Source organism: Deefgea tanakiae, assembly GCF_019665765.1.
Classification (GTDB): domain Bacteria; phylum Pseudomonadota; class Gammaproteobacteria; order Burkholderiales; family Chitinibacteraceae; genus Deefgea; species Deefgea tanakiae.
Genome location: NZ_CP081150.1, coordinates 1,892,824 through 1,910,610, shown reverse-complemented (window position 1 = coordinate 1,910,610; position 17,787 = coordinate 1,892,824). Strand labels below are relative to the sequence as shown.

Below are 17,787 nucleotides of genomic sequence, written 5' to 3'. Positions count from 1 at the left end.
TCTACAGATCGGCCAAAGCGGATTTTCCAGCTTCAATATGAGGACGGGCTTTGTCTCAAACGTTGGTATCCATATTTCCCAGTACCCCTCACAGAGTGATTCACTACAGATAAAGCGTGCCCATTTTTCTCCATGCGTTGGCGTGATGGGCGCGGCCCTGCCAGATGTGCAGTGAGTTTTTAATGCCTTTTTGCCACAGGGTCGCAGAGAGGCTTTGATTATTAGCTAAAAATGGATCGTGATGTCCGATGGTGAGCGTGATGTCCATTGCCCGCAAATGCTGCAATTGCTGATCACAGTGTAGATTGGGTAAGAAGTGACAAGGGGTGTGGAAATAGACGTTCTCGTCATAATAGCCACTAAGTAAGTTCTGAAACGACTCAACACTCAGCGTTAAATCGTAGCGCCCTGAAAACGCTGTGAGCTTTTGAAACAAATGGGGGTGTCGTAATGCAATATTGACGGCATGATAGGCACCTAAACTGGCGCCGTAAACATGGGTATGAGGCTGTGAATTGATGCTGTGCATGAAGGGCAAAACTTCATTCAAGATGTATTCTTCATATTGAATGTGCCGAACAATACGCTCGGCTGGAGGGCGAGAAAAACAATAAAAGCTCTCTAGCGCCAGATTATCCACGCAAAAAATCTGTAAATACCCGGCCTCAATTTTATGGGCTATCGATTGAATAAAACCGATGTTTTCATACTCATAAAATCGTCCATCTCGCGTCGGAAACGCCAAGACTTTGGCCCCTGCATGGCCAAACACGAGTAGCTCCATATTTCGCCCTAACCGTGGGCTGTGCCAGCAGTGATATTCTCGCTTCATAAATCCCTAAAAAATAGTCGTAATTCAGCGTCTAATTGAGCATTCTGCTGGCTTTGCTCAGGATATTCAAAATGCCCAGCCGACAATACAAATAAAGTTTTGGGCCCTGCTAAAACATTAAAAATCGCAAATTGCCCTGGCGGGGCAACGGCCGGATCAAACAAGGCCAAGGCCAAATGCATGGGGATTTGAATGTGCCGCGCAGCGATGGCTGCATCGTAATACTGCAGTGTTGCCATTACATGACCACGTTGCTGCTCATAAGACTGTACCGCCGCACCGCTTCCGACCGTTGCCCAGCCTAATCGACTGGCCTGATCGCCAAAAGTGGGCACATTTAATGCAGCCGCCTGAAATCGAGGATCCCAAGCCAGTGCCATCGCGCCGATCCCGCCGCCAAAGCTCTCGCCCATATAGGCCAAATGGCCATCTAATGCGGGAAACTCCGCCAGCATCGCAGTCGCTGCGCACCATAAATCTTCGACACAGCCACCCAAGATGTATTGCTCAGGCACGTCGATATCATGCAGTACATGAAAATTGGGATTATCCGAAATGCCAGCGCTGCGACTGCGCGCCAAACCGCGAAAACAAATAAACAATATCGCGGCGTTTTCGATTGGCAGATTAAAATCAGGCGCATCTCGGCCGCCGTAGCCATGGCCCACAATCAAACCTCGCTGAATCGGCCCCGATTTTGGAGTCAGCAACCAGCCACCAATGAGCACTCCATGACTGGAAACATACTGAATGTTTTCGACGCAATATTCAGCGTGCGTGATCTCAGAAGGGCTTCGTTTTAAAGCCACCTGCAATTGGCGGGCTGCTTGATATTTTGTTTGCCAAAATGCGCTAAAGTCGGCGCATTCATCGGCCGGATTTTGTTGCAATAGCGTTGCCAGACTGTAGCCATAACGTGGGTCAAATGAATAATCATGTTCAAAACAAGGCATAAACAACTCATAAGAAAAACCATCGGTTTTGAAGTATTCGCCGATGTATCAGTCTGCGGTTCATCAAGCCAACATAAGCTGGCCTGATGAACCCAGTGTGTCGATTAGTAAATCAACTGCTCACGCCAGCTCATTGCAGGCAATTGCTTTGGCATTTGCACCTTAAACTCTTCTCGTGGCCCAATGCTATTGGTCCATAAAAAGAGGCGATCATTGTAGCTGCCGCCATTCCACGCCGTGATGTAATAATCAGCAGCGCGAGCCCAATCTTTGAATGCAACGGTATCGCCATCTTTCAAACATCCCGTTGGATTGCTCACATTGATTAGGCGTAAATCGCCACTGGCTTGTAGTGCGCCTTGGCGAGTGTAGTAGGAGTACTGGTTGCCAGTGAGTGCACCCGACCAAGTCCAAAACCAATCAGGGGCATCGCTACGCTCGACTCGGATATAGTCTCCAGAGCGAATGCAGCCGTTGTCGCGCATTGAGAAATTATTCGACAGATTAAAACGCGTTTTACTCGTTAAATTCTGACTGGCATTGGCCAGCAACCAACCATCGTTACTGCTCGCTGACTGAATCCAACGCCCATTCGCTGCGTTTTGAAATGCCACCGCCCGATGGCTGCCGTCTTGCGCAACAAAAGCCTGCGTCGGCGTGGCCGCATCTGCGCGGGCAAATCCCATCACGGGGTAATGATCAGAATAATCAGTATAGGCGTAACTACGTGACTGGGTACTATCGGTGACGCGCCACTGTGGCGAAGGAGGATCGATGGTTAGATTTTGCCAAACCGATGGTTGCCGGTGCGTTCGCGCCACCAAAATATAATCAAGATATTCAACCGGATCTTTAGTTCGCGCACCATAACGCTCAAGCGCTAAACCATTATTTTTGGTATCAAATGTATAGGGCAAACCGACATACTTTGGCTCACTGGCTTGCAATGTCGCCAGCATGGCTTGGTACTCAGCTTGGTTGAGCTTATTGATATTAAAATCGCCGGTAATCACCACGATTTCATTGCTAGGAATATTTTTTTGATCGATCCACTGACGGATTTCTTTGAGCTGGGCTTGCCGGATGGCTGCGTGCCCGCCATTTGAATTGCAACCCCACGATGACTCTGATTGCATGTGCGTGCTAATCAGATGATAAAACTCGCCATTGCGGTTGATCTTGACGTAGACAAAGCCTTTGAGAGCAGGAAAATCATCACCACATCCGGCGATATTGTAAAGATACTGCGTCTTTTCGATGATGGGCCATTTACTCACAACGGCGACGCCACCATCCTCGGGTAATCCGCTACGCCATGTGCCTTGTGTTGCATCCCAGCCTAACTGACTACGGCCAAGTACCGATGTTTGATAAGGAAATTGAGTTTTTAACTGCGTAAGGAGCAGTTCAGATGCTTCGTTATCGAACAACTCCTGAAATGCGACCACATCTTGGGATTTGAGCCAATCGGCCGAGGCAATTAATTTTGCGCGTTGGTTTTGAGCATAATTTGGAAATGCGGTGCTTGGCAGCAGCATCACATTCCAATTACTCACCTTCAGATCATCTGGATAAGCCGCCCAGAGTGGCGAGCTCATCAATACAGCCAATAGTGCGGATATTATTTTCACTGTCTCACCCCTATTTATATAAAAAGGGCTGATTCTGTCCATTTAGTGTGACAAAGGGATTGAGCTATTAATACGTTTTGATTAACCCTTACATCCACTTGATGACGGTTTTGACTCAGCCCCATAAGGCAGTTGATGGAAAGATATTGTCCGGCGTCGTCGGATACTGGCCTAAGTTTCCACCCCCATCCCAACCTTCCCCCGTCAAGGGGGAAGGGGCGAATTCAGTTTATTTTCAAACATATCAACACCAAGTCTGAACAAAGCCTTTTAAATCGATGTATTGCCAGCTATGCATTGCAGATAAAAGGCTGTAGCTAAATACATATATGCCGTATCTGGAAGGGGATATCCCATCGCCGATATCATGCGCCAAGGCGAAATCGTCGGCCTGCGCTGGGCGGATCTCAACGAAGCCGACCGCACCATCCTGATCCGCGATCGCAAAGACCCACAAGAAAAGCTGGGCAATCATCAAACAGTACCCTTATTGGGTGAGTCATTTGCAATTATTCAGGCACAAGCACGAGCTGACGAACGGATATTCCCTTATCATGGCGATAGTGTAAGGGCGCGCTTTGAGCGGCTGTGTGTGCTGGCGGGGATTAGCGATCTCACTTTTCACGATCTGCGCCATGAAGGGAGTAGCGGCTTGTTTGAAGGGCTACCAGATTCAAGAAGTGGCCTTGGTATCGGGGCATAAGAGCTGGAAGAACTTGGCAAGGTATACGCAGTTGAGGGCGGTGGATTTACATAGGGAAGTGGCTGCGCCTGCGGTGCTGAGTGGGCGGAGTGATAGAAGGTAGCTGTAAAATTTAGTTCTAAATTAATTACTTCGATGGTTACAAATTTACAGTGTGTTGGAATGTATTTCTAATTCAGTGAAATTTGGTGGCTATGTGACATTTTTTATAAGTATAAATATTGCACGGTATAAAGTAAATGGAAATAATTAAGTCAGTTGAAATAAGAAAATTTAGATCATTAAAATCATTGACGCACAAGCTTGATTTTACAGACTTGAATATTTTTGTAGGTAAAAATGACCAAGGTAAGTCAAATGTTTTGCGTGCATTAAATCTATTTTTTAATGGCGAGACGGATCGAAGTATTCGATTTAGATTTTCTGATGATTATTGCTATCATTCCAATACTGGAAAGGGTACTAAACATGAAATACGCATAGATTTAATCATAGAGCCGCCACGAAATAGATTTAAACATGCTAAACCATTAAGATGGACTAAACATTGGAGGCCAGATGGTTCTGTTTTTGAAGAGCGCCGATATATTGGTAGTGAACAAGAGCTTGCTCAACGAGATAATGTATCAAAATGGCTTGATAAAATTAGATATAGATATATTCCAGCAATTAAAGGTCAAAGTTACTTTTCTGCGTTGATGGGTGAACTGCATGATGTACTTAATGAAGCGCATTCAAGTGTATTGAGTTCTCAGGGTGAGGATTTTATAAGTGGTATAAGAAAAGTAACTGAAGATATTACGAAAGATTTAAATGAACAGATTGGTATATCAAATACTATTCAGGTTCCATCTGATTTTAAACAATTATTTTCTAATTTAGATTTTGGTGTTCGAGTTAATGAGCACACTTATCATTTAAAGCAGCGTGGTGATGGAATAAAAATTAGGCATATCCCAGTAATATTGAAGTATATGTCTGAACAGGAACGAAATATCTCAAGAGCTGGTTATGTTAAGCCTGATACGATTTGGGGATTTGAAGAACCTGAGAATAATCTTGAATTACGTTATGCATTTGAATTAGCCAAGAAATTCAAAGACTACTCCAGTGATATTCAAATTTTTGTTACAACGCATTCCCCTGCGTTTTATGCTCTTGATCAGCATGAGAATGATGGAGTGAACATGTATTATGTTCATCAAAATGATGATAAGTGCACTCTTGTTTCAAAAGTATCACACGATAAAACAGATGAACTTCATGAAATTATGGGCTTATTACCATTAATTACTCCATATTTAACAAAAATTTACGGTCAGCAAAAAGAAATTGAAGCTTTAGAAGTTAAGGTAGGTGCATTGCAAGATAATACGTCTGTTGTTGTGTTGACTGAGGATTCAGATTTCGAAGCTCTGAGTATTTATTTTAAAGGGCACGGTTGCAATTTAGATCGAACTGAGTTTATTTCTTACAATGGAGTTGGCGAAATAAAATCTGCAATTGCTATTGGAAAATATATAAAGTCTAAAAAACCAAACGTAGATATTATTATACATCGTGATCGTGATTATCTTACGGATGAAGAAATTGAAAAGCTGCGTATTAAAATTGTGGCATGTGGGTTGCACTTTTATGTACCTAAAGGTGTTGATGTCGAGGGTGAGTTTATTTGTCCAAAACACATAAATTATTTATACCCTAGAGTTGATATCGATAAAGCTTCTTTATTTATTGAAGAAGCTACGGATGAGGCAGAAGATGATTCACTGGGGAGATTGATAGATCATCATTTTAAGTTAATTAATGCTAAAAGTGATGGTGCGTATGGAAAAATGAAGGAAATTGAAGGTAGGTATCTAAATGATAAAGTTCGATATCGTTATGGAAAAAAAGTAATTGGGCTATTAAAGAGTAAGGTGCAAGTTGAAGTCAGGAGTAATCCTAATTTTTATATTTACTCTGATTTTATAAAAAATACTTCGTTGGCTTCTATTTTTAATAAATAAATAGTTCTGTGTTTGTACTGTTTGCTATGCATATTTAAAGACGTGTCATTTAGATGTTTTTATTTGAATCAGCTTGTTATGTATAGTAGTTCAGGTGAAATTATTCTTATCAAAAATAAGCCCGCACCTGCGGGCTTATTCTTGTCTGTTGTTTGCACTGTCTAGTGGTCTAGTGGTTGGCTGCGTTGGTGGTATTGGTTGGCGGCGATGGTTTCGATTCGTTTTAGCTTGAGTCTGTAGTCTTGGAATACGTTGACGTAGCGGCGGTGGATGGGGGATTCGTTTGGCGTAGGGCTGGGGCGAGGGTTTGCCAAGCGGCGTGGATTTGGCGGAGCTGGACAGCGTGCAGGCTAAAGGCTTCGCTGGGTGTGAGTGAGCAGGGGAGTTTTTTTGCCACTTCGCGATCGACCAGCTGGGCCAGTTGCTTGGCGGTGCAGGGGAAGATCGGTTCGCCGCTGCGGGTTTGGCTGGCTTGGCCGTGCATCCAGTAGTCGTTCAAACTAGGCTCCGTTGCCAGCTGTGCCTGCTCGGCTTGTTGGTCGATCCTTTGGCGAGGTCTTCGATGCGTACGAAGCGTGGGGCTTTGGCGCTGTCGGTGAGGCGGATGGCGGGGAAGGGGTTGCGGGCGGCTTGCTCGTTGACTTTGCCGAGGCCAAGGTAATCCGCGCCAACGGTTTCCAGTGGGATCAGTGGTTTTTGGTAGCAGGCCTGTTGTCGCCGATGCTTTTTTGACCCATCTGCCGACATTCAACTGACCCAAGCAAAACTTGTCTTTTTCAATAAGCTTTAATAGCTTGCAGCGTAATGCCGTGGGTCACGCAAATCTTGGCAGATGGGTCAGTCGGAGCGAAGACCTAGCTTTAATGTCCATATTTACCAGCACACCTCAACTCTCAGCCTGTAATCGGAAAAGATACGGCTGATACCTTGCTTTTGTGCCAGTCGGTGCTGTTCAAGATTGCGCCAATTGATGACGGCCTGCTCGTCTCGCCAAAAGGATAACGATAATAATTTCCCTGCTTGAATAAGGCTCTCTAACCGTTCAATCGAGATAAAGCCATCCATCTGCTCTAGCAAGGGTTGTATAGCGTTGATTTTCTTTTTTACTCATTGCGGCCTCCTGCTGGCTCGATTTTACCAAACAGGCGTCTCCACCAAATTCAGGCTATCTCACTGGTCATGGTGCAGTATTTTGTGGGTGAGACTCATTCATGTAGATGCATTGGTTAATACCAGTTCCTCCTTATTGATGAAGCACGCGCGAAGGTAAATATATTTTTGTAAATTTTTTTAAATTTCATCTGTAGAAATTTTAAAGAAAAAAAACACAAGAAATAACTTTGAAGCTAGAAGCAATACTCTTCCTTTTTTAGAAAAAACGAAAATTTTTTACGTAGTTGTAAATTTTAAATTAGGAAATAATACGTGTTTTTACTACATTAGAATATCCTAATATTGCGATGCATCAAACTAAAACACTTGTTTAACCCTTGTTTTTCATGGTGTTCTGATGAGGTGTTGTCCTGCAAAATAATGCTATTGATGTGTAGTTTGTAATTTTGCAACTACTAAATCTGAGAGCAAAACAAATTGTAAGTTAATAGGAAAAACCCGTACTTGACAAGGATATTCCATTTGCAAATTAATAGTATTCAACACTAAAAAATTCAGAATGAACTGAGGGCTTGGTGTTGAATACTGTCTTATTGCTTACCATTTGATTGGGGTCGGTAATACCAGTGCCTCGCGGAAAGTTAAATACAACATATAAAACAAGGAGAACTCAATATGTCGCACTTCAACCGTTTTGCTATTGCAGCCATTCCAGCTGTCTTAATGGCTGCATCCAGTTTGTCTTATGCCGCTGATGCGTGGAAGGAAGGTGTCACCTATAACGCAGGCTCAGTCGTTACTTATGCTGGAAGTGATTACCGAGCTTTAGTGACTCATGTGTCGTACGTTGGGGCGAATTGGAATCCAGCTTCAACAACAACGCTGTGGACCCGCATCGGTGCAGCCTCAACAACGTTAGCGCCTACTGCAAAACCGACTCTGGCTCCAACGATAAAACCAACGTCGACGCCTGTCATTGTGCCAAGCACGACTCCGACTGTAAAACCAACATTAGTCCCAACGTCGTCACCAACTGTTAAACCTACACCAGCGCCAACCACTTTTCCGACAGCTAAGCCAAGCGCCACTGCGACAACTGGGCCTACAGTAAAACCGACTTCTTCGCCAATCGGTGTCTGCAGTGAGGTAACGCAGTGGGAAACTACTAAGTCATACTCAACAGGAGCTTTAGTTGTCTACAACGGCAACAAGTACTCTGCCAAGTGGTGGACTCAGGGTAATACCCCGTCTCAAACAGACTCTGCGAGCCCTTGGAAGTATGAAGGTGCTTGCCCTGCTCCAACTGCAACGCCAGTTGGAATGATGCCTGAACCAACACCGAAGCCAGCTGCCACATTGGCGCCAGGTGAAGAAGTGACTCCTCCGCAACAGCCACAAGTAGGGGCCTATTTCACTCAGTGGGGAGTATATGAACGTGATTACGAAGTCGCTGATATTGTGAGTTCGGGCGCAGCGGCGAATCTGACGTTTATTAATTATGCATTTGGCAATATTTATCAGAAAAATGGTGGGTATGAATGCGCAATGGTAAACAAGCTTGAGACTGCGGCAAAAAATCCAAATTCACCTGAAGCAGGTACCGGTGGTGACTCTTATTCAGACTATGGCAGGAAGACTAATCGCAGGGTCGACCCGACTGACCAAGTCAATTGGGATGATAATTTGTCGGGAAATTTCCGCGAATTTAAAGCGTATAAGAAGAAATTCCCGGATACCAAATTGTTTATCTCCTTGGGAGGGTGGACTTGGTCGAAATGGTTCTCTGCCGCATCGAAAACAGATGCACTGCGTAAGCAGATGGTTAAATCGTGTATTGATATTTACATCAAAGGTGATTTGCCATTAGCTGAAAGTCGTGGGGGGCCAGGTGCGGCTGCAAATATTTTCGATGGCATTGATATCGACTGGGAATTCCCGGGTGTTCAAGGCATCGGTTACAACATGATAGCTCCTGAAGACAAGCAAAACTTCACCTTGCTATTGGCGGAGTTCCGCAAGCAACTGGATGAGCTGGCCGTTCAAAATAGGAAAAAATATTATCTGACTGTTGCCATCGGTGCTGGCCGAGACAAAATCGAGATGACTTCACCTCGTGATTACTCTCGTTACCTAGATTGGATCAATGTCATGACCTATGACTATAACGGCGGCTGGAGTGCGGAAGGTCCAACGGACTTCCAATCTCATTTATATGCAGATCCAAATAGTCCTCAATATAAATGCCCAGGTAAGCCAACAGATAAGTGTTACGGCGATCGCAGTTTGGTTTCTTATTACAACACGGATGATGCGATCAATCTATTGATCAACTCTGGTGTCAATCCCAAAAAACTGGTGCTGGGGATTCCTTATTATGGCCGAGGCTGGACGGGTGTAAGTAACTTTAGTAATGGTCTATATCAAAAAGCCACTCGTGCAGCAGATGGGATCTATGAACCAGGCAATGAAGATTTCAAAATCCTAAAAGATCGCCCTGGTAATGTCTTCATTCATCCTATTACTAAAGCATCTTATAAGTTTGATGGCTCGACATTCTGGTCATACGACACACCAGAAGCGATTCAAATCAAGATCGATTACGCCAAAGCCAAAGGCTTGAATGGTGGTGTATTTGGTTGGGCACTTGACGGTGATGATAAATCAGCAACTTTATCAAAAGCGATGGGTAACGCTCGTAAATAAGTAATGAGGTAGTGTTAACCACCCCCTTTTCCCCATCAAAAAAGGGGGTGGTTAATAACTATATTTCAACTTTTTAGATGAGTTGATATTAAAGCTTGAATGTAATTTGTTCATGTCAAAAAAAACTATAAATTTCATTTTGTAAAGAAATTAAGCTTTCAATTTGGCTTGAATGTGGGTTGTCGTTTCTTGATAAAAATAAAGGCGACAGTACTTAAGTCAAAGCTTTAATTAATTTTCTTAAGTGGATGTTTTGTTGAATGAAGTGCTTAATTATTGCTTAGCCGATCAGTATTTCCGGTAATTTTTATGGTTGCTGGCTAATTGTTTGCTTTTTAGGTAAGTGTTTTTAACTAAATATTACACATGATTTTTAATTTAATTAGGTGGGCTTTGTTAGCTTTTAAAGCGGAGTTCTGCATCTGAAAAGCAACTAATCATCATCGTTAATTTATGACGGCATTGAATTGATCATTAAAGTCGAAGTGGCGATGATTTATTTTTGTGATTGTTTATGTGTCAAAGTAACAAATGCTTATTTTCGATAAATGTTGGCAACAATTCTGGATTTGCCTCATTAATTTCTTATACCTGCTTGTAAATACGATCTTTGCAAGTGCTCCGCTACGCGGAAATTGGTTATTTACCTTCAAATGGAGTGAAAGTTTATGCATACAAAAGTTCGATTTGCCCCTCTAGCGCTTGTAGCGCTACTCAGTGCGAGTGTCTTTGCTGCCGAATGGACGCCAAGCAATTCATACCCCGCTAATAGTATGGTCACGTATCAAGGGGCTACTTTTAAAGCAAAATGGTGGAGCCAAGGAGAAATTCCAGGAGCAAGCCAATGGGGGGCATGGGAAAAAGTGATCGCTTCTGCGACACCGACTCCAAGTGCTAAGCCAACCGCTGCTGCATCGGTAACGCCAACACCAACACTAGTTCCTACGTTGGCGCCGACAGCGAAGCCTGTTCTGACACCGACTTCGACGCCTAAGCCAACATCGGTAGCAACATCATCACCAAAACCAAGCGCTGCACCCACTGCGGTACCGACGACCAAGCCCGTGTCGACTCCGACAGCAATTCCTAGCGCAACCCCGAAGCCAACGTTAATACCTACTTCATTGCCGACCACTCTGCCTACATTAGCACCGACTACACCAGTGCCTGTCGTTGGCGCACCGGCGAAAGCAACAATCCAATTTGATCTAGTTGGTAACAAACTAACGGTAATTTGGAATAAGTGGTATGGAGAAAGTGCAAGCAGTTGGGAGCTATATGAGAATGAAAAACTCATTAAAACAGCCACCATTGCGCCAAATGGGATGAATCCACAGAATATAAGTACTTTGATCGGAGATAAAAAAACTGGCTTGTATCGCTACAGAGTCAAGCTCATTAACTCGCAAGGCGCTACTCTGACAGACTCAATGACTGCGATTGTGGGTGATGCCAGTAAGATCACTATTGCCGATTGGGATACTGATGGCCAAGCACTGCAAGCTACGGTGCCACTAGGTAGTAGCAGTGTGGATCTTGCCGTTTTGGGCGTGAGTAGTGCCCAGCTTTCTGTTTTAAGCAATGCGTCTTACATCGCAGATGTCAGTATCAGTGGCAATAAATTGCAAATAAATGCGAAGAAGGCGGGCCGTGCTGGTATTCGAATTACTGATGCGAGTGGTGCTATTCGTTATATTGGTGTGAGAGTCAAAAATGCAGACGGTAGCTTGCCTGGAATGCCGGACTACGTATCGATTGGTTCGGTGTCCGACGACGCTAAAACAGCGCAAGATACATGGCGAAATTTTGGCACTGCCGGGAAGAATACGCGAGTTGATGTTCGTTATGTTTATATCAATGGCGGCGCATGTATAAGTGACTGCTGGCGAAAATGGACACCAGAAGATGGTGGACGTCTTTCTACGTATATTCGAGAGTCTAAAAAGCTCGGGCAGATACCCTACTTTGTTTGGTACAACATTCCAGCCGGTGGTGAAAGTTATTTCAATGATTTAACCAATATCCAGACGCCACTGTATATGAAAACATATTTTGCCGATCTGAAATTTGCAATTGAGCTTGCAAATCGTGAGGCGGGTGATGATTTGGTGGGTTGGATTTTAGAACCAGACTTCCTTGGTTATATGATGCAGCAATCAGGTAAGCAACCTGCTGAAATCATGGCATTTGTAGATCAAGCGTATGAAATTGGTTTGCTAGATCGACAGCGAGATCCGCTTTTCCCTAATACCGTCCAAGGGTTAGTGCAGGCGATTAATTATATATTCAAAACTCGAGCTAATAATGCATTCTATGGTTGGCAATTCAATGTGTGGGGCGCAAATGGCTTTGTTGCAGAAGGGTTAATGCACGAAACGGATGCAAAAGGGATTGCTGGTGGGCGAGCAGTGATTGCACAGAAAGCAAAAGAAATTGCTGATTACTACCTCGCAGCTGGTGTTGCAAGCCATGGTGCCCAGTTTATTTCGATTGATAAATATGGGCTTGATGGGGGGGCTCCTCAGAAGAACAATTGGCTTTGGAATGCAGATCATTGGAATAACTATAATTTCTTTACCGCTGAATTAAATCGACTGACTCAAAAGCCGATCATCTTATGGCAATTGCCTGTAGGCCATGTTAATGGTACGCAAGGAACCAATCCATATACTAATCAGCCATTTGCTCCTCTAACTGGGGTCGATAAATCATTTGAAGATACTGCGCCTTTATATTATTTCGGTGATGTATTTACACCAAAAAGTACTGTATTTAATGCTGATTACTTTAAGACTAATCGTTCTCTTGATCCAAAAATTAAAGTTAATGGTGATCAGGTTATTTGGGAGAGTCATATGGATGAAGCTAAGAAAGCAGGCGTAATCTCAATGATGTTTGGCGCTGGAGTTGGAAATAGTACTGATTCTGTTGGTGTCAACGGCGCCATCACAGATGATCGTTGGTGGCTAGTTAAGGCACAGGGTTATTACCAAAATGGTCCAGTTTCATTGAAATAAGATCAAGTGAGCCAGGGCTGATGCCCTGGCTTTAGGGGAAGCATTGACTTGGTTAATATTTAAAAACTAATTATAAAATTGGTGAGAATAATGATGATGTACGATTCCAGTTTGATTGATCTTATTCGTTTAGGTGAGCAAAAAAAGCAGTGTGAAATACCTTCATTTGCAACGCAAATAGCATCGATGACATTTTCTGTTGTTCGCAAAAATATGAGTGCGCAAGAAATTAAAGGGGTTATTTCTTGTGTCGAGTATTTACTAAAAACACTAACTTGGCGTGAAAATATTTTTGGAATTCCATTTTTATGGAAATCCTATACCAGCACACTATTTTTAAGCAATGATTATTACAAGTTAATGTCAGAGTCAATTGTTGCAACTGTTCTTCAATATTGCTACTGCTCTGTTGAAAGTGGCGCCTTTCTTTCAGAGGAGCTCCTTTCTGACTTGATAAATGGCATTGAGATTGCATGCATCAGAGCGACTCGGCAAGACAGCATTCATTATGATGACGATGTTCAATTACTAGATCATGCAGAATTTTCTCGACTTATTTCAAAGCAATAAAATATTAAATTTTATTGTTGAATAGATCTAAATAGTTTTTGACTAGAGTTTTTAAAATTAATAGGTTATGCCTCTAAAGGGCCACCAATATGAGAAAAAGTAGATTTAGCAAAGAACAGATTTTAGGTTTTCTCAGGCAAGCAGAGCTTGGCGAAAGTGTGCAAAATATTTGTCGACAAGGTGACTTCTCCGATACTACCTTTTACTCTTGGCGCGCAAAATACGGTCAAGTTTCTGGTACAGACTTAATCTGTTGTTGCGAGCTCGGCGTTGAGAATGGTTTGTTGAAGAAATTATTGGCTGAGGCGCGCTCAGATATTGAAGTATTAAAGGCGACCTTTAATGTTAATCAACTCACTCCAGATGAAAAACGTAAAGCAATATTGTCTATCTTGCGCAAAAGTGGATACTTGTCTGAATTGACTGAATCCCATCTTACAGAGTTAACCCGTGATTAATATATGATTCTAAACGGACGCCTACTGAGACCAACGTCATCGCGATAATGGCTCATAAAGTATCCGCAAAGGCTGAACTAGTGAAAGCGGGAATGGTTGGCTGGGCGTCTGCAATAGCTGCTACTGCAGACGTTCAATGAAGCCCAAATCGTGAGGACAAAAAGTCTATTGTTGGCCGATTTTAGCTTTTCGCAGAGCGTAACAAATTGTGCTGAGATTTTGTGTTTTCGCACTTTAGTCAGCCCGAGAATATAGAACAGCGCCATGATTATGGCGCTGTTTTTCTAACTTCGCCGTAATCATGCAATTAATTACATAAATGGCGCCATATCCATATATAGCGATCAACTCAGGAATACTTGGCAATTAAGCAAGAATTGTCAGAGCCTGATCCTGCTCGATTGGCGTGGCGAGATCTGATCAAAAAAACTATTCGTGAGGTAGTGACTCAGCCCGAACTGGATGCATTGATTGTGATTCAGCAAACCGTTGATACATGGTTCCTGAATCTGAGCGGGGGGATGTGCAGGCGCATTGAAGAGTTGCGACGTTTACACGAGGGCGTACTAGCCAGATAGGGCCTGCGCCCATCGGAGTTTCTTACTTGGAATGCGCGACAACTTAATTAGTGGTTTGATGGCTGATACAGCACAAAAATAAATGCTTTTTAGGGCGGGAAATAGTACTGATTCCTGATCAATAGCACTGTTGAAAATTTGCTTTGATTTAAACCGCCGCGCTAGTTTCTATGTCCGACTTCGTCGGATACTGGCCTAAGGTCATGGGCTGCGCTAAGTCAACAAGTTGCCAAGCTTCGCCACACCTTGCTCGGCGCAATACAAGGGATCTCGCCTAGCTCAACGAGTTTGATTTTAAGTCGATGTATTGCCAGCTAGGCGTTGCAGATAAAAAGCTACAGCTAAATACATACTGTCTCTGGAAGGGGATATCCCATCGCCGATATCATGCGCTAAGGCGAAATCGTCGGCCTGCGCTGGGCGGATCTAAACGAAACCGACCGCACCATCCTGAACCGCAATCGCAAAGACCTACAAGAAAAACTTGGCAATCATTAAACAGTCCCCTTATTGGGTGAGTTATTTGCGATTATTCAGGCAGACGCACAGGCACAGGCACAGGCACGAGCTGACGGCTGTTTTTTGACCACTTCGCGATCGACCCGCTGGGCCATCTGCTTGGTGGTGCAGGGGAAGATCGGTTCGCCGCAGCAGGTTTGGCTGGCTTGGCCATGCATCCCGTAGTCGTGCAGCACTTGTTCGCATATCCGGCGCTGATTATTCGAGTTTAATACTGGGTATGCATTTCTGAGCTATTTTTTATAATATTCTTAGAGCAATACCCTTGACTTCACTCGCAGCTAAGGATTGCATTTGTGCATCTTGTTGGGCGAGAGCCAAGTCAGTGTTGCTCGTCAAATAATCCACAACAACAGTGGATAAGCCCAGCTGATCAATGCAAAACGTGTTGATCCGATTGACTTTCGCTGCGCTGCTTAAAAAGGTATCGAACGTATGTTCTGTTTCATTCCGATTCAATATTGCATCGTGTTGGTGCTCGGTTTTCTGGTGGCACTTATGTGACGCTTCTCGTCTTTACAGTCTGCTATTGGGGCTCTATTTGCCTGAGGCGACTCAGCCGACGCCTGCTGCATTGCTGAAAGTAGAGCGGCAAGGCGTCGTAGAAAGCGGCACGCTCAGCTATGGTAGGCAAAATCACAATTTTCTATTTCACCCCGATCCGGCTTTGTCTCAGGCGATGAATCGATTTTGTTTTTAGAAAGTCTATGTGATTGTTATCTGGCCATCATATAAACTCTTGTCAGTGACTCACCAGCCAAGCGAATAGAAACTAAAGTAGCCGCGGCTTAAATGGATATTCGCAGCGCACGCATCCGCCGCGTTTCAGTGGCCTACTTAATACTAAGATCACAAAGGATTTCAGCAATGACCGCCCCATCAAACGCTTTCCCGCAGCCTAACATTTTAGATTTAGCAACCTTTGCCAAGGCTGTCGATTACTCTTTGATGGATAAGCTCACCCCAGACCCTGTTGGCACATCAGATGGTGATGATCACGATTCGAGGCAGGTGTTTTCTGGTCATTATGTTCGAGTAAAACCCACCTCGATAGCCGATGCAGAATATGTTAGCCACAGCCAAGCCTTGTTTGCGCAATTGGGATTAGCCGATGCCCTCGCTCATGACAAAGGCTTTAGACAGCTCTTTTCCGGTGATTTAAGCCAAGCCCCGGCACCGATGCGGCGCTATGGCTGGGCAACGGGCTATGCATTAGCGATCTATGGTACTGAATATACTCAACAATGCCCTTTTCGCACCGGTAATGGCTACGGCGATGGTCGTGCAATGTCTGTATTTGAAGGCTTATTCAACGGTCAACGCTACGAAATGCAATTAAAGGGCGGCGGGCCAACGGCCTACTGCCGCGGAGGAGATGGGCGTGCAGTATTGCGATCAAGCGTGCGTGAATTTCTGGCTCAAGAGTATATGCATGCCTTAGGCGTACCAAGCTCTCGTTCGCTAACGCTTTTTGTATCAAAGTCAGAAACTGCTGCGCGGCCTTGGTATTCACCCAATTCCTACACTGCCGATCCCGACATCATGGTGAGCAACCCGGTTGCGATTTCTACTCGCGTGGCTTCATCATTCTTGCGGGTCGGCCAGATTGAGCTGTTTGCCCGTCGAGTGCGTAAAAAAGCCCATGGCAATGCTCGCACCGAACTAAAAAACATCGTGGCACATTTAATTGAGCGCGAATACCAAAGCGACATCGACCCAAATCTTGAATTTAACCAACAGATTATTGAATTGGCTAAAATTTTCAGAATGCGATTAAGTAAACTCATCGCCCATTGGTTACGTGTTGGCTATTGCCAAGGTAATTTTAATAGTGATAACTGCCACGCAGGCGGATTAACGCTCGATTATGGCCCATTTGGTTTCTGTGAAGCCTTTGATCCTGAATTTCAGCCGTGGACCGGCGGTGGTCAGCACTTCGCATTTTTTAACCAAGCGCAAGCCGCCGAGGCTAATTTTCATATGTTTTGGCTGGCCCTACAGACGCTGCTCGCGGAAGATAAGGAGGCAATAGTTCAGCTAGATGAAGTTCGCCATGGCTTTAAAATCGAGATGCAGCAGCACTGCCAAAGCATGTGGGCCGCGAAATTGGGGCTGATTGAATTTGACACCGAACTGTTTACTCAATTGGTGCAGTTAATGCACCGAACAAAGGTCGATTACACCATCTTCTTTCGCGAGCTATCGCATATCCCGCAAGACATCGGTGCATTGAAAAAAAGCTTTTATCAGACCACGACTGCTGCGCTAGATCTGCAATGGCAACATTGGCTAGAACAATGGCTCGATCTACTGGCCAATCAAAAACAAGATTTAAAGACGATTAAAGCCAGCATGCTACTGACCAATCCAAAATACACCTGGCGCGAATGGCTGGTTGCCCCCGCTTATGAACAAGCGAGACAAGGCGACTATTCACTCATCGAAGAGCTGAAGCAGGTGTTTAGCGATCCATATAGTGAACAAGAACAGGCGATTGAAGAAAAATATTACCAACTAAAACCGAAAGCATTTTTTAACGCTGGCGGCATATCGCACTACAGCTGTTCATCTTGAATAGCTAAATAACAGCCAAGCAATAATTATGATCTGGCTTAAGGTAGATTTTTTGAACTTTGATTTTTAATGGGTATTCGTTTTTAGAGTCTTTCTACTGATTGATAGCTGCGTATACCCATTTATA

The 17,787-nt window shown here is 44.1% G+C and carries 14 protein-coding genes; 8 read left to right on the top strand and 6 right to left on the bottom strand.

What is annotated here, in order from left to right:
- Positions 1-103: 103 nt before the first annotated feature.
- The 3 genes from K4H28_RS08935 to sph all read right to left on the bottom strand — a co-directional run bounded on the left by K4H28_RS08935 (position 104) and on the right by sph (position 3,416).
- Positions 104-772: an esterase family protein gene (locus tag K4H28_RS08935; protein ID WP_221004879.1), complete on the bottom strand. Its 669-nt coding sequence runs from the start codon at positions 770-772 to the stop codon at positions 104-106.
- A gap of 56 nt (positions 773-828) precedes the next feature.
- Positions 829-1,785 carry an acetylxylan esterase gene (locus K4H28_RS08930; protein ID WP_221004878.1) on the bottom strand — a complete coding sequence of 319 codons (957 nt, stop codon included), beginning with the start codon at positions 1,783-1,785 and terminating at the stop codon, positions 829-831.
- Positions 1,786-1,889: 104 nt separating this feature from the next.
- On the bottom strand, positions 1,890-3,416 hold the full coding sequence (gene sph, locus K4H28_RS08925) for a sphingomyelin phosphodiesterase (RefSeq protein WP_221004877.1): 1,527 nt from the start codon (positions 3,414-3,416) through the stop codon (positions 1,890-1,892).
- Positions 3,417-3,783: 367 nt separating this feature from the next.
- Between sph and K4H28_RS08920 the strand changes: the two genes are divergently transcribed.
- Both K4H28_RS08920 and K4H28_RS08915 read left to right on the top strand, forming a co-directional pair.
- Positions 3,784-4,119 carry a tyrosine-type recombinase/integrase gene (locus K4H28_RS08920; protein ID WP_255573484.1) on the top strand — a complete coding sequence of 112 codons (336 nt, stop codon included), beginning with the start codon at positions 3,784-3,786 and terminating at the stop codon, positions 4,117-4,119.
- Between the two features lie 239 nt (positions 4,120-4,358).
- A complete protein-coding gene (locus K4H28_RS08915) occupies positions 4,359-6,128 on the top strand; it encodes an ATP-dependent nuclease (RefSeq protein ID WP_221004876.1) in 1,770 nt (589 codons plus the stop codon).
- Positions 6,129-6,351: 223 nt separating this feature from the next.
- Here the strand turns inward: K4H28_RS08915 and K4H28_RS08910 are convergent, their stop codons facing one another.
- The 3 genes from K4H28_RS08910 to K4H28_RS08900 all read right to left on the bottom strand — a co-directional run bounded on the left by K4H28_RS08910 (position 6,352) and on the right by K4H28_RS08900 (position 7,205).
- The gene (locus K4H28_RS08910) at positions 6,352-6,627 is read right to left on the bottom strand and encodes a hypothetical protein (protein ID WP_221004875.1); all 276 of its coding nucleotides are present in this window, start codon (positions 6,625-6,627) and stop codon (positions 6,352-6,354) included.
- A complete protein-coding gene (locus tag K4H28_RS08905; RefSeq protein WP_221004874.1) occupies positions 6,624-6,875 on the bottom strand; it encodes a pyocin activator PrtN family protein in 252 nt (83 codons plus the stop codon). Before K4H28_RS08905 ends, K4H28_RS08910 begins: the two co-directional genes overlap by 4 nt.
- 126 nt (positions 6,876-7,001) lie before the next feature.
- Positions 7,002-7,205 (bottom strand): antibiotic biosynthesis monooxygenase family protein, encoded by a 204-nt coding sequence (locus K4H28_RS08900; protein WP_255573483.1) that lies wholly within the window; start codon positions 7,203-7,205, stop codon positions 7,002-7,004.
- Positions 7,206-7,916: 711 nt separating this feature from the next.
- Between K4H28_RS08900 and K4H28_RS08895 the strand changes: the two genes are divergently transcribed.
- The 6 genes from K4H28_RS08895 (at position 7,917) to K4H28_RS08870 (ending at position 17,660) form a co-directional block, all read left to right on the top strand.
- On the top strand, positions 7,917-9,944 hold the full coding sequence (locus tag K4H28_RS08895) for a glycosyl hydrolase family 18 protein (protein ID WP_221004872.1): 2,028 nt from the start codon (positions 7,917-7,919) through the stop codon (positions 9,942-9,944).
- A gap of 668 nt (positions 9,945-10,612) precedes the next feature.
- Positions 10,613-12,961, top strand: a complete 2,349-nt coding sequence (locus tag K4H28_RS08890; RefSeq protein WP_221004871.1) for a carbohydrate-binding protein — start codon at positions 10,613-10,615, stop codon at positions 12,959-12,961.
- A gap of 90 nt (positions 12,962-13,051) precedes the next feature.
- On the top strand, positions 13,052-13,531 hold the full coding sequence (locus K4H28_RS08885) for a hypothetical protein (RefSeq protein ID WP_221004870.1): 480 nt from the start codon (positions 13,052-13,054) through the stop codon (positions 13,529-13,531).
- An 89-nt stretch (positions 13,532-13,620) separates the two neighbouring features.
- Complete coding sequence (locus tag K4H28_RS08880) at positions 13,621-13,989, top strand: transposase (protein WP_221004869.1); 369 nt, start codon at positions 13,621-13,623, stop codon at positions 13,987-13,989.
- Between the two features lie 359 nt (positions 13,990-14,348).
- Positions 14,349-14,567, top strand: coding sequence for a hypothetical protein (locus K4H28_RS08875; RefSeq protein WP_221004868.1), 219 nt, complete (start codon positions 14,349-14,351; stop codon positions 14,565-14,567).
- 1,386 nt (positions 14,568-15,953) lie between these two features.
- On the top strand, positions 15,954-17,660 hold the full coding sequence (locus tag K4H28_RS08870; RefSeq protein ID WP_221004867.1) for a protein adenylyltransferase SelO: 1,707 nt from the start codon (positions 15,954-15,956) through the stop codon (positions 17,658-17,660).
- Positions 17,661-17,787: the final 127 nt, after the last annotated feature.